This window comes from Providencia sp. 6390, from assembly GCF_058148425.1.
In genome coordinates this window covers 1-25607 of record NZ_JBYVYL010000003.1, presented here as the reverse complement: position 1 = coordinate 25607, position 25607 = coordinate 1, and the positions used below count along the sequence as shown (strand labels likewise).

The following is a 25607-nucleotide window of genomic DNA, read 5'->3' as shown; positions in this document are numbered from 1 at the left end:
CGATAGGTACTTATTTTTTTTCTTGTGATGTTTGTAGATATGTTTGCATTAACCCATTCTGCCTAGCCAAATAGTCTTCTCTCACTGGTGTATACACATCAATCACTTCTGAGGGTTCTAACGCTTCAGCATCATGAACGGCCCATGATGGAATAATAAAAGAATCACCTGCATGTAAAAAAACAGTCCTTCCATCAACAGTTAGCCTTAATGAGCCTTTTAAAATAGTGGTTGCTGTTTCATGTTCATGAATATGTTCAGGAATAATAGCTTTAGGTTTAAAGGTCCAAAATGCTATTGTAAAGCCAGTGCCATGAATGAATTTAGCCTGTATCTTACTTTCTTCGCCTTCATGACGGCCTAAATCCATATCATAAGAAATCATTTCGCTTGCTAGATATAAACTCATGGACATCCCCTTAATTATTAATTTTTGAATGAATAGAAAATCCCATTGGAACAGGACCGAAATCATGTAAGATAGTTAAATCATTACTTTTTGCCGCTTTGAATGTAGTAATGCAGGCATCAACGGTTCCTTTTCGGCACTGTACGGCTGATTCGCTATTTGAGTTAAATAAAAATGATTCGATATTTGGATTCAGCGCTTTTATGTCAGAAATAAGATCTTTCGGTGCTGGGTGTGAGCCGATTTTATGGATTTTTTTAATATCATTGAAACGGCTAGCAAATAACATATTGTGAGTATCTAATACGAAGCAATCTGTTAGCTTTAATAATGTTAAATTTTTAAAAACGATATTATGTAAATATGGATAAACAATGCACCCAAGTAAAACACAATTATCATCTTTTTTAATTACCTCTACAGCAACTTCAAGACTTTCATGAAGTACGACATTGCCATCGATATTTTTTTGTTTTAACCAATGATGAGCTGCCTTTTCACAATTGGTGCCACTAGGGCCTAAAGTATGTACAGTAAACATGGTATTACCTCATAGAGTTTATATTCTGCCTGTTTTACTAATCAAATCCGGCAAGCGTACACCTGACTTTATTTTATCTAGCATACTATTTTCGGTATCATTAATTTTTATTGCTTTATCAAATACCTCTTCAATTAACTTAAATGGAATAATAACCGTTCCGTTTGGATCACAGATCACTAAATCTCCAGTACAAATAATGCTATCCTCAATTCGGCATGATGTACCTGTTTCACTTACATAATAGGCACCTTGAGTATCTGATGGGGTGATATTACTCGCTATTACTGGTATAGTTAGTTCATTCAATTCAGCCCGATCCCTCACTGCACCACCTAAAATTACAGCGTTAAACCCAAGCTGTTGAAAATAAGTACAACTCATTCCACCTGCTAATGCAGCATGTTTAATTAAATCCCCTGAGCCTGCTATATAAATTAAACCTTCAGCATTTTCTATTTCAGGCACTAAAAATTGCCTAACCTGATCCCATGTTGATGGCTGTTTATCAATAATGCTGCTACCTTTTTTGACCAGTTTCCATTGAACGGTATAGGCCTGGCCAACAACATAGTGTTCATTACTATTCATAGGTAATAATTGATGAGATAAAACATCACCTGCTTTTAGACCATCAAGAATATCAATAATCGTTGATGTGCTGATTTTAAATCTTTCTATTTCTTTGATTTCTCTTGGACTTAATTTTTTAAACATGACTTGACTTCCATTAATTTAAATTAAGTAGTTGGTTACTTAATTAATATATTCAAATGCTGTTCCTTATCAAGGCAGAAAAATTATTAGCACTATAATGGTTTGCATGCTTAGTATTATTATCTTATTTATATAATAATAAATATTAACCCATTGGCTATAAATGGTTAATGTTGTGTTAATGTTTAACTAGTTAGTTCAATAGTGAAATAAAAATATGGTGGGTTTGTGATTAAAAGTGAAAGAAAGGTCTTAATTTAAAATATAACTTACAGATAATATAGCACTGCATTACCAGCGCCATACTTTTTGAGGGGTAATAATTTCAGGAAGTGGAATATCCCAGTGCGCGACAGGGAGTGATTGCACCTGCTGGCAGTCGTGAGCCAGACCTATAGGGTAAAAGCCTTTTTGTTGCCAATTTGCCAATGTTCGATCATAGAATCCGCCTCCCATGCCTAAACGTTGGCCTTGCTCATCAAAAGCGACAAGGGGGATCATCATGACATCTAGCTGATTAGGTGGAAGCACTTGAGTGACGTCAAGTGGAGGTTCAGCAATATTAAAGCGATTTTTGACTAATTGAGTTTCAGTGGAATAATGCAGAAATAATAGATTATGGCGATTAAAAGGATGTAAAACCGGTAAATAAACATTTTTGCCTTGTTGCCATAAGGCGCTAATCAGTGGTTGTGTATTGATTTCACCATCGAAAGACAGAAATAGTGCAATGTTGTGGGCTTGACTGATCTTTGAATGTGTCAAAACATGTTGCATGATTTTTTGTGCAGCGATTTGTTGCTCAATGGCACTAAGTTGTTGGCGTTTTTTACGTGTAGACTGGCGAATTTGTTGTCGGGCGGTTGATAGCTTATCTTCCACGGTTTATATACCTCAGCAATATTCAATTAAATTACTGCAAGTATAACGCAATAACAAAAAATAAGGGGAAGAACGGGCGATAGAAAAAAGGGAGGTCTCCAAGATGCCGTTGTAGGCTGTAACCCTTGAACCCTTGGTTCAAGGTGAACGCAGTTTAGCTAACCTTTAGGCTTCCTGAGCGAATCAGGCGTGCTCACCAGCGCAATAACCACATTCTGTTTTTTTGAAATATCGGCTCAGGGGACTCACCCACTGACGCACATCTCAGAGAAATTCTTTTGAGTACTTACGTTAACTCTATGGACTTCATTGTATGAAACTGGAATGAAAAAGCAACCCCATTTTCATATATTTTTTCATACTAACGTATGATTTTTAAGCGGATTTAGCCAATAGGCAAAACCTGCCTCTCAGTAATTTTTACCTGATCGTGTAATGCTTGCTCGATCGTCTGTTGCAGCATTTTTATCTTCTCTTCCATATTATATGCATAATCACGCGTTTTTGTCTTTTCTTGTGTTAATTCGTGACATACGTTCAATGCAACAATAAAAATGAGCTGCTCTGTATTGGTTACGCCGCTTCTATCTTTGAGATCTTGTAAGCGTTGTTCAAGCTCTTTAGCGGATGCAATTAAGGCTTCTTTTTGTTCAATAGGGCAGTTGACTCTCATTGAGCGCCCAAATATTTGAATGTCAACCGGCTGTGCGGACATGATACCTCCATACGAATAGAACGAGCCGACAATTCAGTGTTCGGCGTCAAAAAAATACACTCGTCATACTTCAAGTTGCAGTACTGATAGCAACTGCCCAAGTTATTCAGAGTTTAGAAATTTCGCTAGATAAAGCGCTTGATTAACAATACAGATCACAAAAGCTTACTGGTATAGCGACTACCCTTGATGGTAGCATATCATGAATGATTAGCTAACATGACGAATTCAGATGTCTATACAAAAATCTTTACCAAACTATGAAACGTTGGACACTCTTCTCCAACAAAACTCCATTGCGCTGACAGCCGCAGAAATTCACGGGCTGATTACTGGCTTGATTTGTGGCGGAAGTCGTGACCAAGGTTGGCAGACATTAGTTCATGATCTGGCTAATGATGGGCTGGCTTTTCCTCAAGTTATTGCTCAACCATTACGTGAGCTGTATGACACTACATTTGAAACCCTTGATGACAGCGATTTTGCCTTTTCTATGTTATTTCCTGATGAAAATGCGTCAGTGTTTGATCACGCAGATGCATTAGCGGGATGGGTAAATCACTTTTTACTGGGTCTTGGGGTTGCTCAACCTAAACTCGCAGAGAAAAAAGAAGTTAGTGAAGTGATTACTGATTTACGTAACATTGGCATGCTAGGTTATGACGAAGACGAAGATCAGGAAGAGCTAGAGCAGGCGTTAGAAGAAGTGGTTGAGTATGTCAGAGTTGCGGTTCAGCTTTGCTACATCACCTTTACTGAAGGTAAAAAAGCGCAAACTGCTGTTGAAAATAATAAGCCAACGCTTCATTAGAATCCGTCAACGTTGAATGCATTATATACTCTAAATAATTCATGGGGTGGCTGATTACGCTACAACGTGTTTGATGGTGAGTATATTTGCTTATTTGAGCTAAATAGCGGTTTAATCAGGTAAAACTAATACAGATTAAGTGATAGCCGTTATATGCTTTAGTGTTAAGGATATGCTACCCACTCAACAATCTAAATAATAAGGCAGAAACGGTATGAATAAGCAGGAATTTATTTCTCGTCGTAACGCACTATTGGCCCAGATGGAGCCAGCAAGCGCCGCTATTATTTTCTCAGCACCTACGGCGCAACGCAATTCGGATAGTGAATACCCATATCGTCAGCACAGTGATTTTCTGTATTTGACAGGGTTTAGTGAGCCAGAAGCCGTATTGCTGCTAATCAAAAGCGATGAAAAACATAGCCATACCGTACTTTTTAACCGTATACGTGATTTGACTGCTGAAATATGGTTTGGCCGTCGTTTAGGGCAAGAGGCTGCGCCAGAAAAACTCGGGCTCAGTAAAGCATTACCTTTTGATGAAATTGAAGAGCAACTATATCAATTATTGAATGGCCTTGATGTTATTTATCATGCTCAAGGTGAATTCGAGTACGCAGATAAATTAGTTTTTGGTGCGTTAGACACTTTACGTAAAGGAAGCCGCCGTAATTTACGCGCACCTGGAACTATGATTGATTGGCGTCCACTAGTGCATGAAATGCGTTTGTTCAAGTCTGAAGCTGAGATAGCCACATTACGTAAAGCAGGCGAAATTTCTGCATTAGCGCATATTCGTGCAATGAAAACTTGTAAGCCAAGCATGTTTGAATACCAATTATGTGGTGAAGTGGAGTATGAATTTACTCGCCATGGCGCACGTTTCCCATCTTATAACACCATTGTTGGCAGTGGTGAAAATGCCTGTATTTTGCATTACACAGAGAATGAATGTGAAATGAAAGACGGCGAGATGGTTCTGATAGATGCAGGTGCAGAATTTGATGGCTATGCAGGTGATATTACACGCACATTTCCTGTCAATGGCAAGTTTACCAAGCCTCAACGTGAGTTGTATGAAATTGTGCTTAAAGCATTAAACACTGCTTTGGAATTATATCGCCCAGGTACCAGCATCCATGAAGTAACACAAAAGATTGTGCGTATCAAAGTTGAAGGGTTAGTTGAACTCGGTATTTTACATGGCGACGTCGATCAATTGATCGAGAACAAAGCACTATTTCCATACTTTATGCATGGTTTAAGTCATTGGTTGGGATTAGATGTGCATGATGTTGGATTTTATGGCGTCGATCGTGACCGTATTTTAGAACCTGGAATGGTGTTGACCATTGAACCGGGGTTGTATATTGCACCTGATGCAGATGTGCCTCCTGAGTATCGCGGTATTGGTATCCGTATTGAAGATGATATTGTGATCACCGAAAACGGTAATGAAAACTTGACTGATTTAGTTGTCAAAGATCCTGATGAAATAGAGGCATTGATGGCAAGTGTTCATCAAGCTTAAGAAAGTAGTAAAAGGTAATTAACGCAACATGAATGTGATTATTGTTGGTGGTGGAATGGCGGGTGCGACATTGGCGCTTGCCATTTCTGCTTTAAGTCAAGGGAAGCTATCAGTTTCGCTGGTTGAAGCTTCTTTGCCGGAAGGGGAGCACCCGGGGTTTGATGCCCGAGCGATCGCACTTGCCCATGGAACTTGCCAGCGGCTATCTAAAATTGGCATTTGGGAAGCTCTTTCCGATTGCGTTACACCAATAACCCATGTTCATGTTTCTGATCGCGGCCATGCAGGGTTTGTTAATATTAATGCGCAAGACTACCGTATTCCTGAACTGGGTAATGTGATTGAATTACATAATGCAGGAACTCGATTGTTCGAGTTATTAGGTAAAGCAGCGGGCGTCACATTATATTGTCCTGCAAAAGTTGAAAGTATCCAGCGGCAAAAAGATCATGTTGAAGTTACGCTAGATACCGGTGAAATACTGGTTGGTTCACTGCTGGTAGCGGCTGATGGTAGCCATTCTGCAGTAGGGCAAGCCTGTCATATGCAATGGCAGCAAAATGATTATGAGCAAGTAGCAATTATCGCTAATGTTAAAACGTCGGTTGACCCTCAAGGTAGGGCTTTTGAACGTTTTACTGAGTTTGGCCCATTAGCTTTGTTACCAATGTCTCAGGGGCGTAGCTCATTGGTTTGGTGTCATCAACAAGAGCAAGCCGACATCATCAAAATGTGGGATGATGAAACGTTCATTGAGAAGCTTCAACAAGCATTTGGCTGGCGTCTTGGCAAAATTACTCAGGCGGGAACTCGTTTTTGTTATCCTCTATCATTACGCAAGGCCTTAAATCCAATTAGCCACCGTACTGTTTTGGTCGGTAATGCGGCACAAACATTACACCCAATCGCAGGTCAAGGTTTCAATCTTGGTATTCGTGATGTGATGCAATTAGCTGAGTCTGTCGTTAAAGCTTATCAGCAGGATCAAGATATTGGTGCTTATACTCTGTTGAATACGTATCAACAAGCCAGAAGTATTGATAGAGAAAAAACAGTGGCAATGACTGATGGCTTAGTGAGAGTTTTCGCAAATCGTTGTTTGCCTTTAGTGGTTGGACGTAATTTAGGTTTAATGGCAATGGAAATGTTACCGTCAGTACGCGATGTACTTGCTCGTCAAACACTTGGCTGGGTAGCGGAACAATAACCACAGAATTAAGAGGAAAAAATATGCAATCATTTGATGTGGTTATCGCCGGTGGTGGTATGGTCGGTTTGGCACTTGCTTGTGGTTTGGAAGGAACAGGCTTGCGCGTTGCTGTGATTGAGAATCACCCAGCTAAAATAACATTTTCAGCCAATGACCCTTATGCACTGAGGGTATCAGCAATTAATGCTGCTAGTGAAAAACTGCTAACTTATTTAGATGTTTGGTCTTCAATTAAATCGATGAGAGCTTCCGCTTATAAGGGAATGGAAGTTTGGGATAAAGACAGCTTTGGTCGTATTCAGTTTTCAGCGCAGGAACAAAATTTATCTCATCTAGGCCATATTGTGGAAAACAATGTGATCCGTGATGCATTGTGGCAAAAAGCGGCTATGATGCGTAATGTCACATTATTAACTCCTGCGACTATTCAAAAAGTAGTTTGGGGGGAGAACGACGTGTTTATCACATTGGCTGATGACACTATGCTCACGGCAAGGTTAATTGTGGGGGCTGATGGTGCTAATTCATGGCTACGTGGTCATGCAGATATCCCACTGACATTTTGGGATTATGAACATACTGCATTGGTTGCAACCATTCGTACAGAACAACCTCATGAGTTTATTGCGCGACAATCCTTTGATGGTAAAGGTATATTGGCATTTTTACCATTGAGTGACCCTCATCTGTGTTCAATTGTATGGTCTCAGCCAGCAATTGATGCTGCTCGACGTCAACAAATGGATAAGCTAAGTTTCGAAAAAGAATTAGCCGTTGCCTTTGATACTCGATTAGGGCTATGTCAGCTGGAAAGTGATAGGTTGACGATCCCATTGACAGGACGTTATGCACGGCAGTTCGCAGCACAGCGATTGGCATTATTAGGGGATGCTGCCCATACTATTCACCCACTTGCAGGGCAGGGCGTGAACTTAGGGTTTATGGATGTCGCGATGTTATTGGGTGAAATAAAACGCCTTCATCGTGAAGGCAAGGATTTCGGCCAATACCTCTATCTACGTAGTTTTGAGCGTCATCGCAAACATAGTGCAGCCATGATGCTAGCCGGTATGCAAGGTTTTCGTGAGCTATTTGATGGTAATAATCCTGCGAAGAAGCTATTGCGTGATGTAGGCTTAATTCTAGCGGGCAATCTACCGGGGGTAAAACCTCAATTACTTAATCATGCAATGGGGTTATTTGATATGCCTGAGTGGTTGCAAAACGTTCAGTTAGTGCCTTCCAAGTAAGTTTTCCGATTAATTATTGGCAGGAAATATGATGAACATAAGAGCCTGCCAATATCCCTTCATTTTGTGCTCACATATTCATTTTATGAACTATATAGGGTCATAAAAAGTGACTTTATCACTATCATTCTTATTATTAATGATTGAGAAATTCTAATCGCAATCGAATTTCGCATTAGTTTTACTAATTTAATGGTTTGGTGCTAACATTGGTTTTTAGTTAAGAATGCTATGGATATGATGATTTACTCTACTCTTTTGTATTAAACATAGTGTTATTGAGTGATCATTCTCAATTTTTTAACAAATTTCGCTGGATTATATTCTCTGTAATCAGTAATACAGATAGCGGGTAGCCCTATTTTTTTTAATGGTTTCTTGCTAAAAACAGTGGTAGTTTTTAATAAGATATTATCGTTTGCGTAGCGTTATTGGCTGTGTAGTGATGATCCTCTTTACTGCACAGAATGGTAGCGCTCACCCTATCATATTCAAAAATGTAAAGAGGGTATTCATGGCAAAGCAAACCCCGTTATATGAAGAGCATATAGCTTGTGGTGCGAAAATGGTGGATTTTCATGGTTGGATGATGCCACTGCATTACGGTTCACAGATTAATGAACATAACGTAGTCAGAACCGATGCTGGGATGTTTGATGTCTCCCATATGACCATAGTCGATTTACATGGCGAAGGTTGCCGTGATTTTCTTCGTTATTTGCTAGCAAATGATATTGCTAAGCTAACTGAGAAAGGCAAAGCGCTTTATACGGGTATGCTAAATGCCTCTGGCGGCGTGATTGATGATTTAATTGTTTATTACCTAGAGGATGATTTTTATCGTCTAGTGGTCAACTCTGCAACCCGCGATAAAGACATTGCATGGATTGAGCAGCATGTAAAATCATACGTGGTTTCTATTGAAGTGCGTGATGACCTCGCTCTATTAGCTGTTCAAGGCCCTACCGCACAACAAAAAGTCCATTCTTTATTGTCCGAATCTCAGTGTGCACTCGTTGCTGACATGAAACCCTTTTATGGTGTTCAAGCAGGTGACTTATTTATCGCCACAACAGGCTACACCGGCGAGAAAGGTTATGAAATTGCTCTGCCAAAAGAGCAAGTTATCGACTTTTGGCGTCAACTGGTTAAGGCGGGTGTGCATCCTGCGGGTTTAGGTGCTCGAGATACACTACGTCTTGAAGCAGGTATGAATCTCTATGGGCAAGATATGGATGAAACCATTTCGCCATTGGCTGCTAATATGGGTTGGACTATTGCTTGGAAACCTGAAGATCGCCAATTTATTGGACGTGAAGCATTAGAAAAACTCAAAGAGCAAGGTACTGAGAAATTAGTCGGTATCGTAATGCATGAAAAAGGCATTTTACGTGCAGGTCAAACAGTGCGCTTTACAGATGATTTAGGTAAGTTACAAGAAGGCGTGATTACTAGCGGTTCTTTCTCACCGACACTTGGCTTTAGTATTGCTTTGGCACGTGTACCAAAAGAAATACAAGACAGTGCGATCGTTGAAATTCGCAATCGAGAGATGCCAGTTCAGGTCGTGAAGCCAGGGTTTGTGCGAGAAGGCAAGGCCCTCGTTTAATCATAGCTAGTTAATATTTTACTTTAAAAATTCGAAAATAAGAGTGAGGTTAATGATGAGTAATGTTCCTGCTGAGCTGAAATATACCCGTGAACATGAGTGGGTGCGTCATGAAGGTGGTGGGGTATATACCGTAGGTATTACTGAACATGCCCAAGAGCTATTAGGCGATATGGTTTTCGTTGACCTACCAGAAGTGGGTAGTGCAGTGGATATTGGTAGTGACTGTGCAGTCGTTGAATCAGTAAAAGCAGCTTCTGATATTTATGTGCCACTCACGGGTGAAATTGTTGAAGTGAACGAAGCGTTGAATGATTCTCCTGAATTAGTCAATGAACAGCCTTACCAAGAAGGCTGGATCTTCAAAATCAAAATCTCTGATGAGTCAGAGCTGACAGATCTGTTAGATGCTGATGCCTACTCAGCATTACTTGAAGAAGAAGAATAAACCGTTGAACGCCCCGTAATGAAAACATTATGGGGCGTTTTTCTTTCAAGCTTACTTTTTTTGTTGCAGTTATAGGAATGGGAACACAGATATGACGATGTCTCTGAGTCAATTAGAAAACCGTTCAGAATTCATTCAACGCCACATTGGTTCATCAGAACAACAAGTAAAAACCATGTTGGACACAGTGGGTTCGGCATCTCTTGATGTACTGACGGGCAATATTGTACCGAAAGCTATTTTACTCGCTGAGCCACCAAGAGTCGGTAGCGGTGCAACAGAACAAGAAGCACTTGCAGAACTTAAAGCGATTGCCAGTTTAAATAAAAGGTATAAAAGCTACATTGGTATGGGCTATGCCCCATCAATATTACCACCGGTGATTTTACGTAATCTACTTGAAAATCCAGGTTGGTATACGGCTTATACTCCTTATCAGCCTGAAGTATCTCAAGGGCGCTTAGAGTCGCTGTTAAATTTCCAGCAAGTCACGATTGATTTAACCGGTTTAGAGTTGGCCTCAGCCTCATTGTTAGATGAAGCGACTGCGGCAGCAGAAGCAATGGCGATGGCAAAACGGATCAGTAAGCTTAAAGATGCGGAGCGCTTCTTTGTTGCCGATGATATTCATCCACAAACACTGGATGTTGTTCGCACTCGTGCTGGTACATTTGGCTTTGAAGTGATTGTCGATAAAGCAGAAAAAATACTGGATCATGAAGGTATTTTTGGTGCGTTATTACAGCAAGTGGGTACGACAGGTGAGGTACACGATTACACCGAACTGTTTGTTCAGCTAAAAGAGCGCAAAATTGTTAGCTGTGTTGCTGCAGAGATGATGGCACTAGTGTTATTAACGGCTCCGGGCAAACAAGGGGCTGATATCGTCTTCGGTTCAGCGCAACGATTTGGTGTACCAATGGGTTATGGTGGGCCGCATGCTGCCTTCTTTGCTTGCCGAGATGAGTTTAAACGTGCAATGCCCGGTCGTATTATTGGCGTATCACGTGATGCCGCAGGCCACACCGCGTTTCGTATGGCGATGCAAACCCGTGAACAGCATATTCGCCGTGAAAAAGCTAACTCAAACATTTGTACATCACAAGTGTTACTCGCCAATATCGCAGCCATGTATGCGGTTTATCATGGCCCACAAGGTTTAAGACTGATTGCTGAGCGTATTCATCGTTTCACCTCTATTTTTGCTCAAGCATTAAAAGAGGTGGGTGTAGCACTACGTCATCATAGTTGGTTTGATACTTTAACGGTTGAAGTGGCTGATAAAGCTGCTGTACTGGCTCGTGCAGAAAAGGCTAAAGTAAATCTTAGAACGGATGTTCATGGTGCAGTGGGTGTCACATTTAATGAAACAACCATCCGTCAAGACTTGAACGATTTATTTGTTGTGATCACCGGTAGTGAGCACAAATTAGATTTTGAAAAATTGGATAAGCAAGTTGCAGCCCAAGAACAGGCGATTTCACCTGCGATGAAACGTGACGATGTGATCTTATCTCATCCAAACTTTAATCGTTATCATAGCGAAACAGAAATGATGCGCTACATGCATAGCTTAGAGCGCAAAGATTTAGCATTGAACCAAGCGATGATCCCACTGGGTTCATGTACGATGAAGCTGAATGCTGCGGCAGAAATGTTACCGATTACTTGGCCTGAGTTTGGTGAGATGCACCCATTCTGCCCAACAGAGCAAGCTCAAGGTTATCACCAAATGATCGAGCAGCTCTCTCACTGGTTAGTGCAGCTTACTGGCTATGATGCAGTGTGTATGCAACCTAACTCAGGTGCTCAAGGGGAATATGCAGGGTTATTAGCGATCCGCCGTTATCATGAAAGCCGCAATGAGGGGCATCGTAATATCTGTTTGATCCCTGCATCGGCGCACGGTACTAACCCAGCATCAGCCCATATGGCGGGTATGGAAGTTGTAGTAGTTCGCTGTGATGATGAAGGGAACATTGATCTAGCTGACCTACGTCAACAGGCAGAAAAACACAGCGCAGATCTCTCTTGTGTGATGGTGACTTATCCATCAACGCACGGTGTTTATGAAGAAAGCATCAAAGAGGTTTGTGAAATCATTCACCAATTTGGTGGCCAAGTGTACCTTGATGGTGCCAACATGAACGCGCAAGTTGGATTGACGACGCCAGGTTACATTGGCGCCGACGTTTCCCACTTAAACTTGCATAAAACCTTCTGCATTCCACATGGTGGTGGCGGACCAGGTATGGGACCAATTGGTGTCAAAAAACATTTAGCACCATTTGTACCAGGTCACTCAGTGGTTGAGCAAGAGATGGTGACAGATCAGGGCGCGGTTTCTGCTGCACCATTTGGTAGTGCATCAATACTGCCAATCAGCTGGATGTATATTCGCATGATGGGTTCGTATGGTTTAAGAAGAGCTAGCCAAGTGGCTATTTTAAATGCGAACTATATTGCTAAGCGCCTGCAAGGCCACTATGACATTCTGTATACTGGCCGTGATGGTTATGTTGCACATGAATGCATTGTTGACCTGCGTCCTATCAAGAAAGATACTGGCATCAGTGAATTAGATATTGCTAAACGCTTAATTGACTATGGTTTTCACGCACCAACGATGTCATTCCCTGTTGCGGGTACATTGATGATTGAGCCTACAGAGTCTGAAAGTCTTGTTGAAATTGATCGCTTCGTTGATGCCATGTTATCTATCCGTAGTGAGATAGATAGGGTGGTTAAAGGCGAATGGACACTTGAGGATAACCCTCTGGTTAACTCACCACATGTTCAAACAGAGCTTGCAGGGCAATGGGACCATACATATAGCCGTGAATTAGCAGTATTCCCAACGGCAGCAACTAAAGCGAATAAATATTGGCCAGCAGTAAAACGCTTGGATGATGTGTATGGTGATCGCCATCTACATTGTTCATGTGTACCGATTGAAGACTATATTTAATCGATACTGATTTAAATAGAAATAGTAATTAAGATCCCCGATAGCCAAGTTATCGGGGATCTTAACTTTAGATGGTGAGAAAATATTACAACAACCAGCCTTTTTGTTGCGCCGCTTCTAACTGTGGCAACAACTGTTCCCAAAACTCAGGGAAAACCTCTTCAATAAATTCATTTCGAGCAACAACTTGCTCTAAACGGATATTGTTTTCTACCCAACTTTGGCCTTGGTTGTGCAAATTCAACAACATTGGAATGGTTCTATCGATGACATTAGCAAATTTTGCATCTAATGTTTCTGCGGCATCATACTCGTTCCACAAGGCTAAAAACTGTTCATTTTGTGGGAAAGGCAGTAATCCAAAAATACGCACAGCAGCTTGAATTTCTTGCTCACGAATAGCATCACGCGCAGCAATGTCATAAACCAGTACATCACCAGCGTCGATTTCAACAATATCATGTACTAATGCAAGTTTGATCGCGTGATCAACATTCACACCTTTAACATAAGGGGCAAAGCTCATAGCTGCCATTGCAAATTGCCAGCTATGTTCAGCTGTATTTTCTTGTCTTTCGTTGTTCAACAACTTATTTTTGCGATAAACGCTTTTTAGTTTGTCTAATTCCATTAAAAATTGAACAACTTCGGTAAAACCGCCAAAATTCATAACTTCAACTGGCTTATTACCATTTACAGATGACATAAAAACCTCAATTATTTTTCTTCTTCCAAAGAGTAAGGGAGTGGTTGAATGGTTAGGTGGCTTTGTTCATCACCCGTAACACGATATACGCTGTCTGCTTCCATATCATTATTCATAATAATTTGAATATTGATTTGGCCATCAGCTAATTTAACTGCTGCGAGTACTGTACCTGTGCGGCGCCATTTGTCGCCAAGCTGCCATTCTACACCATCACCAATAGCGGGAACCGATTCTGCAGTGCCTTTTAGCCAATACATAGCACGTTTATTCGCTCCACGGAATTTGGCTCTAGCGACCATTTCTTGTCCTGTATAGCAGCCTTTTTTAAAGCTGATCCCATACGGTAGTGCTTGTAGATTAGTCGCTTGAGGTAGGTGTTGAGCACTGTTTTCCTGATCGATAACTGCGTAGCCAGCTTCGATTTCGAGTGATAACCATTGCTGATCATCAGTGGTGGTCTTAATAGTATCTGCTAATTTTTGTGCAGTTGCTTCATCTGTAATAATCAGGAAGCGTTCACTCGGTTGAGAAAAATGTAATAGGGTCGAGTGACCATCAACCACTACTTGGCTTTCATTATTTGGAAGCGTACTAAATAGAGTTGTTAGTGTTTCACGTGCGCCTTTACCTGCAACTGCCAGTAATTTCAGTTCGTTTTTTTGCTCAAAAGTTACTTTTGAGAAGACGGCATATTTTTTCAGTTCTGCCAGTTGGGCTTCGAGGACGCTACTTCTTTCTATATAAGAGAAACCATCAAGATGATGGAATAGACGTAAATCACTCCACATTTTCCCTTTAGGATCGCAATGTGCGGTCAAAGTATGTTGTGTTGATTCGAGTGCATCGACATCAGCAGTAACTTGACCTTGTAGATATTTTTGCGCATCGAGGCCATGTAAATGAACGAGTCCCCAGTTTTCCAGTGAAATCAATACAAGTGGTAAAGACTGAGAATCGAGGGGGGATGATGGTAAGTGGGTAACGTCAGTAGTCATGATTTCACCTGTGTTCTTTCATTTCAGAAGGTGGTTAATGGTAAAATAGCTGGATAACATTGCAAGTAATTATTATGATGCGCTATCAATTATTTAATATTTTTAATCAGTATTCTTGGATAAAAACGCGATAGGGCAATGGAAATTCACAACATTGTATTCTAAGTCATGTTTTCTTGAATGATAATCTGTTAAAGTATTAAAAATAATCAATCTTATCAGTTAACTGCAACAAAATAAGGTCGTAGTGGAATGGATATAGAGAACAAAGCTAGAATTCATTGGGCTTGTCGTCGTGGAATGCGTGAGTTGGATATCTCCATCATGCCATTCTTTGAATATGAGTTTGATAGTCTTTCTGACAAAGACAAACACACTTTCGTTCGTTTACTGGAATGTGCTGACCCAGACCTATTTAATTGGTTAATGAATCACGGTCGCCCAGACGATGACGAGCTATTTGGTATGGTTAAACTAATCCAGGAAAGAAATAAAAATCGTGGTCCTGTGGAAATCTAATCTCTCCATTTCATGGAAAACTCAATTTTTTTCAACCTGTGTTCATGGGATAGTTGGTTTCATCTTATTGGTTGCACCATGGGCTCCAGGTAATTCGATGGTCTGGTTACCATTGTTGGTGATTGTGATAGCAAGTTGGGCGAAAAGCCAAAAAAACATCAGCAAAATTAAAGGGGTTGCCGTCCTCGTTAATGGTAACAAAGTACAATGGAAAAAGAATGAGTGGAGTATCGTCAGGCAGCCATGGTGTACCCGAGTGGGAACACTACTTACATTAAGTGCGCTACAAGGGAAGCCACAAAGGATCCATTTATGGGTAGCAAAAGATTCGCTATCGGAAGAGAATTGGCGTAATTTAAACCAACTATTACTGCAATATCCAGATATTTAAAGCATATTGCAGTAAAGAGATGAGTTGCCAACAATTGTCACAGTAGCTCTTCGAGCTCAGTTAATACCTGCATACACCATTGGGCGATACGTTCATCCGTTTCATCAAATTGGTTGACATCATCCAGCGCTAATCCAACAAATTGGCTGCCATCTTCTGTCAGCGGTTTAGGGCTATCAAACTCGTAGCCTTCTAGTGGCCAGAAACCAATAAATTTGACGCCGGTGGGTTTCAACTGATGATAGAGCATACCCAGTGCGTCAAGGAACCACTCACTGTAGTCAACTTGATCACCCATTCCGTACATAGCAACAATTTTGCCGCTAAGCTCAAGATTGGGAAGCGAGTCCCAAATTGCTAGCCAGTCTTCTTGTATTTCACCGAAATCCCACGTAGGGATACCCAAAATGAGAGCATCATACTGTTCCATCATTTCAGGTGGTGTATCGTTAACATTATGTAATGTGACTAAGTTATCACCTAAAATGTCGCGTATTTTCTCTGCGACGATTTCGGTATAACAAGTGCTAGAACCGTAAAAGAGACCTATTTTCATGTTAATGTAGCTAGTTTTCATTGCAGTAGAGAGGTATTGTAACAGAATGAAGCGGATTCAGGCATAATGATTGTGTGATCGCGAAGAGGAATATGAGGCACGTGGAAACAAAACAGCTTAATCCATTAATTGAACAATTTCTTGATACTATTTGGCTAGAGCAAGATCTAGCTGAAAATACATTGGCTTCTTATCGTTTGGATTTACAATTATTAGATAAATGGTTAGAAGCAAATCAACTAAATTTAGAGAATGTTCAATCAATTGATTTACAATCATTTCTGGCTGAACGTATTGATGGCGGTTATAAGGCGGCGAGCTCAGCACGGTTGTTGAGTGCCATGCGCCGTCTATTTCAGTATTTTTATCGTGAAAAAATCCGTCTTGATGACCCTTCGGCAGTGATTGCGGCACCGAAAATACCTCAGCGATTGCCAAAAGATTTAAGTGAGCAACAAGTTGACGATTTACTCAATGCTCCAGCAACCGAAGATCCACTCGAATTACGAGATAAAGCGATGCTCGAAGTATTGTATGCTTGCGGTCTACGTGTATCAGAGTTAGTAGGGTTAACTTTCCCTGATATTAGTTTACGACAGGGGGTGATCCGTGTTGTGGGCAAAGGCGATAAAGAAAGATTGATCCCGTTAGGCGAAGAAGCGATTTATTGGATAGAAAAATATATCCAAGAAGGGCGTCCTGCTCTCTTAGGTGGCAAGACCAGTGATGTACTGTTTCCAAGTAAACGTGGCACAAAGATGACTCGGCAGACATTTTGGCATCGTATTAAACATTATGCGGTTATTGCGAATATTGATTCAGAGGCGCTTTCCCCTCATGTTTTGCGGCACGCTTTTGCCACACATTTATTGAACCATGGTGCAGACTTACGCGTTGTACAAATGTTGTTAGGTCATAGTGATCTTTCAACCACTCAGATTTATACACATGTCGCAACTGAACGCTTGCGCATGTTACATGAGCAACATCATCCAAGGGGATGATGTGCATGATAAGGATAACTATGAAACGTAAATTATTATTATGGGTAGCTTGTTTCGCTGCATTCTCTGTTTCAGCCCATGCTGCCACCGATGATAAAGTTATTGAAGAGAAACTGGCCAAATATAATTTAACGGTTGAGTCAATTAAGCCATCACCTATTGTTGGTCTTAATACTGTTGATACCTCTGATGGTGTTATTTATGTGACTGATGATGGTAAGTATCTGGTGCAAGGTCCTATTTATGATCTTAGTGGTAATGTGCCTGTGAATATTTCCAATCAATCGCTGATGAAAAAAGTGGAAGCGCTAAAAGATCAGATGATTATTTTTAAAGCACCGAAAGAGAAATATGTTGTGACGGTCTTTACTGATATTACTTGTGGCTACTGCAAAAAACTGCATGAATCAGTGGGTGAGTTAAATGATAGAGGTATCACAGTACGTTATCTCGCCTACCCACGTCAGGGATTAAATCACGAGTCTGCAAAACAGATGGCTTCCATTTGGTGTAATGCCTTACCACAAAATGCGCTAACTAAAGCATTTAAAGGTGATGAAGTTGCTATGATTGATGATTGTAAAATTGATCTGAGTAAACACATTAATTTAGGCCGTCAATTTAAAATGACTGGAACTCCGGCGATCGTCTTACCTGATGGGCAATTACTATCAGGTTATTTAGCACCAGATGATCTTTTAAAGATACTTGAACAAAAATAGTTAATTACTGTGAATGTAGAAACCTTTTTGCGTCAGCGCACATTAACTGATGATATAACAGCCTTGGCTGGATTTCCCGAGATCCTCCAGCGCGTGTATGCTCATCGAGGTATTACTGATCTTGCACAATTAGAGCGTAAAGCCTCTAATTTATTGGACTATCGTGCATTATCTGGGGTAGAGAGTGCGTTATCATTACTGTATAGCACATTAGAAACCCAAGGGCGCATCACGATTGTTGGTGACTTTGATGCTGATGGTGCAACAAGTACGGCATTAGCTATTCGTGCACTTAAGAAAATGGGCTATGTAAACTTAAATTACATTGTTCCAAACCGCTTTGAAAATGGTTATGGGCTAACGCCACAGGTGGTGGAAGAAGCCTATAAACGAGGAGCTGATCTGATTGTCACGGTTGACAATGGTATATCTTCCCATGAAGGGGTTGAGGAAGCACACCGCCTTGGTATTAAGGTCATTGTGACTGATCATCATTTGCCGGGTGAAATATTACCGAATGCAGATGCCATTATTAACCCTAACTTAGTTGGATGCCAATTTGCCTCAAAATCACTTGCAGGTGTTGGTGTCACCTTTTATTTGATGTCGGCATTGCGCGCTAAGCTTCGCCAAGAAGGCTGGTTTGCTCAGCAAGGACTCAATGAGCCGAATCTAGCTGAGTACTTAGATCTTGTTGCACTAGGTACCGTTGCTGATGTTGTGCCCCTTGATACCAACAACCGTATTTTAGTGCATCAAGGGCTGAACCGAGTAAGAGCTGGGCGCTGTTGCGCAGGTATCAAGGCGTTAATTGAGGTGTCAAAACGCGAATGTTCACGTTTAGTGGCTAATGACTTTGGTTTTGCTTTAGGGCCTCGCTTGAATGCCGCAGGCCGTCTGGATGACATGTCAGTCAGCATTGAATTATTACTGACCGATGATATGGCCTATGCACGCGAACTGGCTAATGAACTCGATGGTTTAAACCAAGCAAGGCGTGAAATTGAAGCGGGTATGCAGCAAGAAGCTTCTGTTTTATTTAATCAAATTGAGTATGGTGATAGCCAATTGCCTAACGGGTTAGCTATTTACCATCCTGAATGGCATCAAGGGGTTGTTGGCATCTTAGCGTCAAGGATCAAAGAGCAATATCATCGACCAGTCATTGCTTTTGCACCTGCGGGCGATGGTACATTAAAAGGTTCGGGGCGCTCGGTACAAGGCGTGCACATGCGTGATGCATTAGAGCGTTTGAACACACTACAACCGGGGCTGATGCAAAAGTTTGGCGGTCATGCTATGGCGGCAGGTTTAAGTTTAGAAGAAACGAAGTTTGAATTATTTAAACACCATTTTGAGCTATTGATGGGAGAATTAATTCAACCTGAACAGTTAGCAGGCATAGTATGGAGTGATGGTGAACTAGCTCGTAGTGAGTTTACCTTAGAAATCGCTGAACTGTTACGTGAAAGTGGCCCATGGGGGCAATCATTCCCTGAACCTGTATTTGATGGCCATTTCCAACTTTTGCAGCAACGTTTAGTGGGGGAACGCCACCTTAAACTGATGTTAGAACCTGTCAATGGTGGGCCAATGCTGGATGCTATTATGTTTAATATTGATGTTCGTCGTTGGCCAGATAACAGTATTAAACGTGCTAAGATTGCGTTTAAATTAGATGTTAATGAATTTAGAGGCCAAAAGAGCGTTCAATTGATGGTGGAACACATTTGGCCTGAGTAATTTATCTAGAGAGCCTGTTTTATTCAACTATTCGGTTTTTATGGCGCTATAAATTGCAGGGAAATTCCGATATAATTGACAGTTTGTGAAGAATTCATTCTATTAAATGACCCAACATAAGACATTGAAAAATGACGTTTGAAATTAACCCAGTAAAAAGTAAGATTCAGGACTTGTCTGACCGGACGGCGGTTCTTAGGGGGTATCTTTGACTATGATGCCAAGAAAGAGCGCTTAGAAGAAGTTAACGCAGAGCTAGAGCAACCTGATGTTTGGAACGAACCTGAGAGAGCACAAGCTTTAGGTAAAGAGCGTTCCTCACTTGAGGCGATAGTCGATACAATCGATCAGTTAACTCAAGGCATTGAAGATGTAGAAGGTTTGTTGGAACTCGCTGTTGAAGCGGATGACGAAGATACCTTTAATGAAGCCGGCGAAGAGTTAGAACAACTGCAACTGAAGTTAGAACAATTAGAATTTCGCCGGATGTTCTCGGGTGAATATGATAGCGCAGATTGTTATATTGATTTGCAAGCTGGTTCTGGTGGTACTGAGGCCCAAGACTGGGCAAGTATGTTAATGCGTATGTATCTGCGTTGGGCAGAATCGAAAGGCTTCAAAACAGAAATTATTGAAGAGTCAGACGGTGATGTGGCAGGTTTAAAATCTGCGACAATTAAAATTATTGGTGACTATGCATATGGTTGGCTGAGAACGGAGACAGGGGTCCATCGTTTAGTGCGTAAGAGCCCATTTGACTCAGGTGGTCGTCGCCATACATCATTCAGTTCTGCTTTTATTTACCCTGAAGTTGATGATGATATTGATATTGAAATCAACCCAGCAGATTTACGGATTGACGTTTACCGCGCCTCGGGTGCTGGTGGTCAGCACGTTAACAAAACTGAGTCAGCGGTACGTATCACACACATACCAACGAATATTGTGACTCAGTGCCAAAATGACCGCTCGCAACATAAAAATAAAGATCAAGCCATGCGCCAGTTAAAAGCCAAGCTTTATGAACTGGAAATGCAGAAAAAGAATGCAGATAAACAAGCGATGGAAGAGAACAAGTCGGATATTGGCTGGGGAAGCCAAATTCGTTCTTATGTTCTTGATGATTCGCGTATTAAAGATTTACGTACTGGTGTGGAAACGCGTAACACGCAAGCCGTACTGGATGGTGATTTGGATAAATTCATTGAAGCTAGTTTAAAAGCTGGCCTGTGAGGAAAAAATGTCTCAGCAGCAACAACAGGGTGCAGAACAAGCTCCCGATTTGAATAACGAATTAAAAACCCGTAAAGAGAAATTAGCGGCTTTACGTGAAAAAGGGATCGCGTTCCCAAGTGATTTCCGCCGTGAAATCACTTCCGAAAAGATCCATGCACAATATGATGAGAAAACGGCAGAAGAGCTGGAAGACCTGAATATTGAAGTCTCAATTGCAGGCCGTATGATGACTCGCCGTATTATGGGTAAGGCATCATTTGCGACATTGCAAGATATGGGTGGTCGTATTCAAATTTATGTTTCTCGCGATGATCTAGCGGAAGGCATTTATAACGAACAATTTAAAAAGTGGGACTTGGGCGACATCCTAGGCGCTAAAGGCCGCTTATTTAAAACCAAAACAGGTGAGCTAACCGTTCATTGCCATGAAGTTCGTTTGTTGACAAAAGCGCTGCGTCCTTTGCCAGACAAATTCCATGGCTTAGCGGATCAAGAAACTCGTTACCGCCAACGTTATCTTGACCTGATCGCTAACGACGAATCACGCCACACCTTTATGGTGCGTTCTAAGATTTTATCTGAACTGCGTAACTTCATGGTAGGTAAGGGTTTTATGGAAGTTGAAACACCAATGATGCAGGTTATCCCTGGTGGTGCTTCAGCACGTCCATTTGTGACACACCATAATGCGTTAGATATTGATATGTACCTACGTATTGCACCTGAACTTTATCTGAAACGTTTAGTTGTGGGTGGTTTTGAACGTGTGTTTGAAATCAACCGTAACTTCCGCAATGAAGGTTTATCACCTCGTCATAACCCTGAGTTCACCATGATGGAACTCTATATGGCATATGCTGACTACCGTGACTTGATTGATTTGACGGAAGAGCTGTTCCGTACTTTAGCGCAACAAGTTTTAGGTACGACAGTGGTCAAATATGGCGAGCAAGAGTTCGATTTTGGTAAGCCATTTACTAAATTAACGATGAAAGAAGCCATTTGCAAATATCGCCCAGAAACCAATGTTGCTGATCTGGATGATATGGATAAAGCAGTTGCGATTGCCCAATCTCTTGGTATTAAAATTGAAAATAGCTGGGGATTAGGTCGCATTCAATGTGAAATTTTTGAAGAAGTTGCTGAAAGCCACTTAATTCAGCCAACTTTCATTATTGAATACCCAGCTGAAGTTTCTCCATTAGCTCGTCGTAATGACGATAACCCATTTATCACTGACCGTTTTGAGTTCTTTATTGGTGGTCGTGAAATTGGTAATGGTTTCTCTGAGTTAAATGATGCTGAAGATCAGGCTGAACGTTTTGCTGAGCAAGTTCGTCATAAAGATGAAGGTGATGATGAAGCGATGTTCTATGATGAAGATTATGTCACAGCATTAGAGCATGGTTTACCACCAACTGCAGGCTTAGGTATTGGTATTGACCGTATGGTGATGTTGTTTACTGACAGTCATACGATCCGTGATGTTATCCTATTCCCTGCATTACGCCCAACTAAAGCTTAGTCTATACTCAAAATAATTCGAGTTGCAGGTAGGCGACAAGCGAAGGTAGATAGGGGAGCATAGATAAACACGGTGACTCGGTGAGCGTAGCATGGTCACTTATGCTTCAACGAAAAGCCCTGCAACTTGAAGTATGACGAGTATATTAATAATGCCCAGTTAACATGCTGGGCATTATTCTATTGAATGTCTGCCAAAATTGTATAATTAATAAGTTAATACAATTAGTAATTGTTAAATTATTACTTAAATAAAACTGACTAGATAAATAGCCGTAGTTAACGATAGGTAAACGATGATTAACTATCGATTGATATAAGTGAAAATGCTAGGCAGTGTAGATAGCGGCATTTGAACATATAATGTGTAATTCTTCTAATGCTTCTAATCAGGTGAGATGAATAGATAAAAAATGTAATTTTATTTTTTTGTTAGAAATTATTTCTAAGTTGAAATATTTGATTTGTAGGGGTACTCAAACTGTTATCATTACCTTGCGCCCTTAATAGGTTATTTATTAAATAAAGGTTTCAAATAAGTTTGTTAGATGGTAGCTTTTTGCTGTAGCTATTTATAAAACTCAAAATAAGTGTTTTGGGTTATTTTTGTGCGTGAAAAAACAGTGTGGTGGGTTCCAATTTAGTGCTAAGATTAAAATAATTAACCTAAATTTATGAGATGTCTCTATTTCTAGATTGGGGCTTATAGAAAATAGCTAGGTTTTAGCTTACACTAGGTTTCTTGGATGTCATTATAATAGCGAAGAAAAAGTGCTGGTAAGGTAACCATATGTTCTCAAACAATAAATTTTTTGTTGCGTCTTTGCTTTTGGCTGGGACTGCGATGCTATCTGGCTGTTCTTTGGGCTATAACACGAACAATACAGAAAAAACTCAAGTTACAACTCCAACGACACCTGTCTCTGCGCCTAAACAGCAGCAAATGGATTACTCCTATGCGGATTCTCAAGCTGTTTTAAATACTGCAATCAGCAATAAGCCTACAGAGTCAACAGTAACAAGTTTAAATACTACTGGAAATGAGAAAGAGTCATTCCAACATTTGAATACTTGTATTAAAGAGCTTAATGCCCTTAAAACGTTGTCACCTAAAGATTACAACCGTTTAGTAGGCTCATTTAAAGAAGTCAGTGAGATTAATCAGCTCTATAAACAAGTATCCTCAACGGCGAGCCCAGATACGATTGAATTATTACAAATGGCAATAGAAGCGAAAACAAAAGTGCTTTGCGCCAAAGTTCGTTATAACTCAGTCTTGTCAACCGAATCAACTTTGGAAAAAATTAGTGGATTATGAGAATTAACCTAAGACTTTGTGTCTCTTTGGCCATTTTTTCGGCTACTTTTAGCCATTTTGCTAAGTCGGATAGCTTTAATAATGTCATTGATGACTTCGATACATACCTGCAATTAGAGCAGGAGGGCAGAGTCCCTGAAAAGCCATTGAACACCCAAGGTCAAGGTTATGATTCATTTTCTTCTTTACCGCTTGCACCTGAGCCAAAAGAAAAATCAAAATCTGCGGTAAGTAAAAAAAATGCAGGGCAAGCAAAAACGCCAGCACTTACTACACCATCAAATACGCAGAAAGTCGTTAATCAACAGGCTCAGCAAAAAACGACACAGATAAAGACTACCAAACCAGAGCAAGAGGTAGCTCAGGTATCTTTGTCTGAATGTCCAGTGCCAGAAAATACAGCAGTACAACAAACTGGTTCAGCACACCAGTCTTTGTTATTGTCATCTTATCCGTACTTATTTGATTCTAATCAGTGGCACCCGCAGTATTTGTCACGCGATTTTGCTAAATACCAAATAGTATTGGATCCTATAGGCCTATATTCCTCTCGGTTCTCGGCATTATCATTAGCCAACAATGACGCTTATTTACAGCAGCTAGCTGACCTACTTGCTCAGCAGCAAGCAACCCATTTATTTAAATTTGGCGCTGCTCAAGGGGCGGGTCAGTTAATTGCTTATCATCAGTTATTAACGGATAGGCAATTAGTTGAAAAATTGATTGCACATAATAAGACGGTCGCAGAGTTAAGTCATGCGATTGCTGAAAAGCAATTTGAAATAGAGCGCATTAATCGCGAGCTAGCAGAAAATAAAAATCAAGTCGCCTTATTACAAGAACAATTAAAAGCGACGGATGATAGAGAAACCATCGTATTACTCACCGATGAATTATCGTTAGCTAAAAATACACTTGTTGAAAAACAAAATAATCTAGACCTTTTGTCCTCACAAAACCAACAAGCTCAACAAACAATTAAACAGCTTGAGTTAAAACTCGGTGAAAGTGTTAAAGCGCAAGCTTTAGCTGAAAGCCAATTAGCAGAAAAAGATCAACAACTCGAACAAGCAAAATTAGAATTTGAAAATGCGCAGAAACAAGTTGAACAATTGACCGCGCAAATTGCTCAGTTAGAGCTTGATTCAAAAGAGCAAGCTGAGCGCTTAAATAAAAATAGTGACGAACAAGTTAAATTAGTGACCGCATCGCTGACCAAGCAGCAAGAACTATTGAAACAAAAAGAAGAAGCACTGCAATTAGTTGAGAAACAGAAAAATGATATTCAAGCTGAATTAATTAAACAGCAAGAAGCCTCTAAAACGTTCGAAAATGATTTCAAAGCAGCTCAACAGCAACTGCAAACGCAAAAAGCAGATCAAGAAGCTTTAGCTAAACAGTATGCAGGGAGCCAACAAGCTCAACAACAACTGCAAGAAAAGTTAACGCAAAGCGAGCAGAATTACACTGAGGCGCAATCACAACTTAAGCAAGCCACCGCTGATGTTGTACAGCTGCAGAGTGAAATTGAAAAGCAGAAGCAGCTGATGACACAAGCTAGTGATGAGCAAGTGAAATCATTGACCGTAGAGCTTAATCAACAAGTTGCTTTATTAAAGCAGCAGCAAGATGTCGCACAAAAAATGGCAACAGAAAGCCAAGTTGCTCGCGATGAGCTAATGAAGCAGCAAGAGGCGGCAAAACAGTTAGAAGATAAATTAAAAGTCGCCCAACAGCAATTACAAGCACAAACGGTGGCGCAAGATACATTATCCAAACAGTATGGCGATAGCCAGCAG

General features: G+C 40.7%; 24 protein-coding genes and 1 other RNA gene. 16 read left to right on the top strand and 9 right to left on the bottom strand.

Translation table 11 applies throughout. From position 1 onward, the window contains the following. Window positions 1–10: 10 nt before the first annotated feature. The 6 genes from AC3Z9T_RS07525 to zapA all read right to left on the bottom strand — a co-directional run bounded on the left by AC3Z9T_RS07525 (window position 11) and on the right by zapA (window position 3264). Entirely contained in the window at window positions 11–409 is a 399-nt protein-coding gene (locus AC3Z9T_RS07525; protein ID WP_490125583.1) for a cupin domain-containing protein, read from the bottom strand. Window positions 410–419: 10 nt separating this feature from the next. Continuing rightward, a complete protein-coding gene (locus AC3Z9T_RS07520) occupies window positions 420–950 on the bottom strand; it encodes a prephenate dehydratase domain-containing protein (RefSeq protein ID WP_490125582.1) in 531 nt (176 codons plus the stop codon). An 18-nt stretch (window positions 951–968) separates the two neighbouring features. Continuing rightward, complete coding sequence (locus tag AC3Z9T_RS07515; RefSeq protein ID WP_490125581.1) at window positions 969–1667, bottom strand: RraA family protein; 699 nt, start codon at window positions 1665–1667, stop codon at window positions 969–971. 291 nt (window positions 1668–1958) lie between these two features. Beyond that, window positions 1959–2549, bottom strand: coding sequence for a 5-formyltetrahydrofolate cyclo-ligase (locus tag AC3Z9T_RS07510; protein ID WP_490125580.1), 591 nt, complete (start codon window positions 2547–2549; stop codon window positions 1959–1961). 91 nt (window positions 2550–2640) lie between these two features. Continuing rightward, a non-coding RNA gene (ssrS, locus tag AC3Z9T_RS07505) (6S RNA) lies at window positions 2641–2823 on the bottom strand. Window positions 2824–2934: 111 nt separating this feature from the next. Further along, window positions 2935–3264, bottom strand: coding sequence for a cell division protein ZapA (gene zapA / locus AC3Z9T_RS07500; protein WP_490125579.1), 330 nt, complete (start codon window positions 3262–3264; stop codon window positions 2935–2937). A gap of 232 nt (window positions 3265–3496) precedes the next feature. On the opposite strand from zapA, the gene AC3Z9T_RS07495 reads away from it, so the two are divergent. The 7 genes from AC3Z9T_RS07495 (at window position 3497) to gcvP (ending at window position 13091) form a co-directional block, all read left to right on the top strand. Then, window positions 3497–4075, top strand: coding sequence for a YecA/YgfB family protein (locus tag AC3Z9T_RS07495; protein ID WP_490125578.1), 579 nt, complete (start codon window positions 3497–3499; stop codon window positions 4073–4075). 214 nt (window positions 4076–4289) lie between these two features. Beyond that, window positions 4290–5606, top strand: coding sequence for a Xaa-Pro aminopeptidase (gene pepP, locus AC3Z9T_RS07490; RefSeq protein ID WP_490125577.1), 1317 nt, complete (start codon window positions 4290–4292; stop codon window positions 5604–5606). 28 nt (window positions 5607–5634) lie between these two features. Next, entirely contained in the window at window positions 5635–6813 is a 1179-nt protein-coding gene (gene ubiH / locus AC3Z9T_RS07485) for a 2-octaprenyl-6-methoxyphenyl hydroxylase (RefSeq protein WP_490125576.1), read from the top strand. A gap of 23 nt (window positions 6814–6836) precedes the next feature. Further along, window positions 6837–8066, top strand: coding sequence for an FAD-dependent 2-octaprenylphenol hydroxylase (ubiI, locus tag AC3Z9T_RS07480; RefSeq protein ID WP_490125575.1), 1230 nt, complete (start codon window positions 6837–6839; stop codon window positions 8064–8066). Between the two features lie 514 nt (window positions 8067–8580). Next, on the top strand, window positions 8581–9675 hold the full coding sequence (gene gcvT, locus AC3Z9T_RS07475) for a glycine cleavage system aminomethyltransferase GcvT (protein WP_490125574.1): 1095 nt from the start codon (window positions 8581–8583) through the stop codon (window positions 9673–9675). A gap of 55 nt (window positions 9676–9730) precedes the next feature. Continuing rightward, window positions 9731–10123, top strand: coding sequence for a glycine cleavage system protein GcvH (gene gcvH / locus AC3Z9T_RS07470; protein ID WP_490125903.1), 393 nt, complete (start codon window positions 9731–9733; stop codon window positions 10121–10123). 91 nt (window positions 10124–10214) lie between these two features. After that, window positions 10215–13091, top strand: a complete 2877-nt coding sequence (gene gcvP / locus AC3Z9T_RS07465; protein ID WP_490125573.1) for an aminomethyl-transferring glycine dehydrogenase — start codon at window positions 10215–10217, stop codon at window positions 13089–13091. Window positions 13092–13176: 85 nt separating this feature from the next. On the opposite strand, the gene AC3Z9T_RS07460 is transcribed toward gcvP, so the two are convergent. Further along, a complete protein-coding gene (locus tag AC3Z9T_RS07460) occupies window positions 13177–13797 on the bottom strand; it encodes an HD domain-containing protein (RefSeq protein ID WP_490125572.1) in 621 nt (206 codons plus the stop codon). Between the two features lie 11 nt (window positions 13798–13808). Next, complete coding sequence (gene ygfZ / locus AC3Z9T_RS07455) at window positions 13809–14795, bottom strand: tRNA-modifying protein YgfZ (protein WP_490125571.1); 987 nt, start codon at window positions 14793–14795, stop codon at window positions 13809–13811. A 252-nt stretch (window positions 14796–15047) separates the two neighbouring features. On the opposite strand from ygfZ, the gene sdhE reads away from it, so the two are divergent. Continuing rightward, entirely contained in the window at window positions 15048–15314 is a 267-nt protein-coding gene (gene sdhE, locus AC3Z9T_RS07450) for an FAD assembly factor SdhE (RefSeq protein WP_490125570.1), read from the top strand. Then, a complete protein-coding gene (locus AC3Z9T_RS07445) occupies window positions 15295–15705 on the top strand; it encodes a protein YgfX (RefSeq protein WP_490125569.1) in 411 nt (136 codons plus the stop codon). The genes sdhE and AC3Z9T_RS07445 overlap by 20 nt, the downstream gene beginning before the upstream one ends. 37 nt (window positions 15706–15742) lie before the next feature. On the opposite strand, the gene fldB is transcribed toward AC3Z9T_RS07445, so the two are convergent. After that, the gene (fldB, locus tag AC3Z9T_RS07440; protein WP_490125568.1) at window positions 15743–16261 is read right to left on the bottom strand and encodes a flavodoxin FldB; all 519 of its coding nucleotides are present in this window, start codon (window positions 16259–16261) and stop codon (window positions 15743–15745) included. Between the two features lie 92 nt (window positions 16262–16353). Here fldB and xerD point away from each other — a divergent pair, with 92 nt between their 5' ends. The 7 genes from xerD to AC3Z9T_RS07405 form a co-directional block, all read left to right on the top strand. Beyond that, entirely contained in the window at window positions 16354–17265 is a 912-nt protein-coding gene (gene xerD / locus AC3Z9T_RS07435) for a site-specific tyrosine recombinase XerD (protein WP_490125567.1), read from the top strand. Window positions 17266–17285: 20 nt separating this feature from the next. Continuing rightward, the gene (dsbC, locus tag AC3Z9T_RS07430; RefSeq protein ID WP_490125566.1) at window positions 17286–17987 is read left to right on the top strand and encodes a bifunctional protein-disulfide isomerase/oxidoreductase DsbC; all 702 of its coding nucleotides are present in this window, start codon (window positions 17286–17288) and stop codon (window positions 17985–17987) included. Between the two features lie 9 nt (window positions 17988–17996). Next, window positions 17997–19730 (top strand): single-stranded-DNA-specific exonuclease RecJ, encoded by a 1734-nt coding sequence (recJ, locus tag AC3Z9T_RS07425; RefSeq protein ID WP_490125565.1) that lies wholly within the window; start codon window positions 17997–17999, stop codon window positions 19728–19730. A 131-nt stretch (window positions 19731–19861) separates the two neighbouring features. Beyond that, a protein-coding gene (prfB, locus tag AC3Z9T_RS07420; RefSeq protein WP_490125564.1) for a peptide chain release factor 2 occupies window positions 19862–20963 on the top strand; the annotation gives its coding sequence in 2 pieces (ribosomal slippage) (window positions 19862–19939 and window positions 19941–20963; 1101 coding nt in all). Between the two features lie 7 nt (window positions 20964–20970). Then, on the top strand, window positions 20971–22491 hold the full coding sequence (gene lysS, locus AC3Z9T_RS07415; protein WP_490125563.1) for a lysine--tRNA ligase: 1521 nt from the start codon (window positions 20971–20973) through the stop codon (window positions 22489–22491). A gap of 789 nt (window positions 22492–23280) precedes the next feature. After that, a complete protein-coding gene (locus tag AC3Z9T_RS07410) occupies window positions 23281–23808 on the top strand; it encodes a YuaE family lipoprotein (RefSeq protein ID WP_490125562.1) in 528 nt (175 codons plus the stop codon). Beyond that, window positions 23805–25607 (top strand): hypothetical protein (locus AC3Z9T_RS07405; RefSeq protein ID WP_490125561.1); only part of this gene is annotated, 1803 nt, incomplete at its 3' end. The genes AC3Z9T_RS07410 and AC3Z9T_RS07405, both read left to right, overlap by 4 nt.

What these genes read in the sequence shown, in the direction of transcription:
- gcvP (WP_490125573.1), top strand. Translation starts at nt 10,215, where the DNA reads ATGACGATGTCTCTGAGTCAATTAGAAAACCGTTCAGAATTCATTCAA.
- AC3Z9T_RS07525 (WP_490125583.1), bottom strand. Translation starts at nt 409, where the DNA reads ATGAGTTTATATCTAGCAAGCGAAATGATTTCTTATGATATGGATTTA.
- fldB (WP_490125568.1), bottom strand. Translation starts at nt 16,261, where the DNA reads ATGAAAATAGGTCTCTTTTACGGTTCTAGCACTTGTTATACCGAAATC.
- ubiH (WP_490125576.1), top strand. Translation starts at nt 5,635, where the DNA reads ATGAATGTGATTATTGTTGGTGGTGGAATGGCGGGTGCGACATTGGCG.
- AC3Z9T_RS07460 (WP_490125572.1), bottom strand. Translation starts at nt 13,797, where the DNA reads ATGTCATCTGTAAATGGTAATAAGCCAGTTGAAGTTATGAATTTTGGC.
- sdhE (WP_490125570.1), top strand. Translation starts at nt 15,048, where the DNA reads ATGGATATAGAGAACAAAGCTAGAATTCATTGGGCTTGTCGTCGTGGA.
- AC3Z9T_RS07410 (WP_490125562.1), top strand. Translation starts at nt 23,281, where the DNA reads ATGTTCTCAAACAATAAATTTTTTGTTGCGTCTTTGCTTTTGGCTGGG.
- gcvH (WP_490125903.1), top strand. Translation starts at nt 9,731, where the DNA reads ATGAGTAATGTTCCTGCTGAGCTGAAATATACCCGTGAACATGAGTGG.
- ygfZ (WP_490125571.1), bottom strand. Translation starts at nt 14,795, where the DNA reads ATGACTACTGACGTTACCCACTTACCATCATCCCCCCTCGATTCTCAG.
- xerD (WP_490125567.1), top strand. Translation starts at nt 16,354, where the DNA reads ATGAGGCACGTGGAAACAAAACAGCTTAATCCATTAATTGAACAATTT.
- gcvT (WP_490125574.1), top strand. Translation starts at nt 8,581, where the DNA reads ATGGCAAAGCAAACCCCGTTATATGAAGAGCATATAGCTTGTGGTGCG.
- AC3Z9T_RS07495 (WP_490125578.1), top strand. Translation starts at nt 3,497, where the DNA reads ATGTCTATACAAAAATCTTTACCAAACTATGAAACGTTGGACACTCTT.
- AC3Z9T_RS07515 (WP_490125581.1), bottom strand. Translation starts at nt 1,667, where the DNA reads ATGTTTAAAAAATTAAGTCCAAGAGAAATCAAAGAAATAGAAAGATTT.
- lysS (WP_490125563.1), top strand. Translation starts at nt 20,971, where the DNA reads ATGTCTCAGCAGCAACAACAGGGTGCAGAACAAGCTCCCGATTTGAAT.
- pepP (WP_490125577.1), top strand. Translation starts at nt 4,290, where the DNA reads ATGAATAAGCAGGAATTTATTTCTCGTCGTAACGCACTATTGGCCCAG.
- ubiI (WP_490125575.1), top strand. Translation starts at nt 6,837, where the DNA reads ATGCAATCATTTGATGTGGTTATCGCCGGTGGTGGTATGGTCGGTTTG.
- AC3Z9T_RS07520 (WP_490125582.1), bottom strand. Translation starts at nt 950, where the DNA reads ATGTTTACTGTACATACTTTAGGCCCTAGTGGCACCAATTGTGAAAAG.
- zapA (WP_490125579.1), bottom strand. Translation starts at nt 3,264, where the DNA reads ATGTCCGCACAGCCGGTTGACATTCAAATATTTGGGCGCTCAATGAGA.
- dsbC (WP_490125566.1), top strand. Translation starts at nt 17,286, where the DNA reads ATGAAACGTAAATTATTATTATGGGTAGCTTGTTTCGCTGCATTCTCT.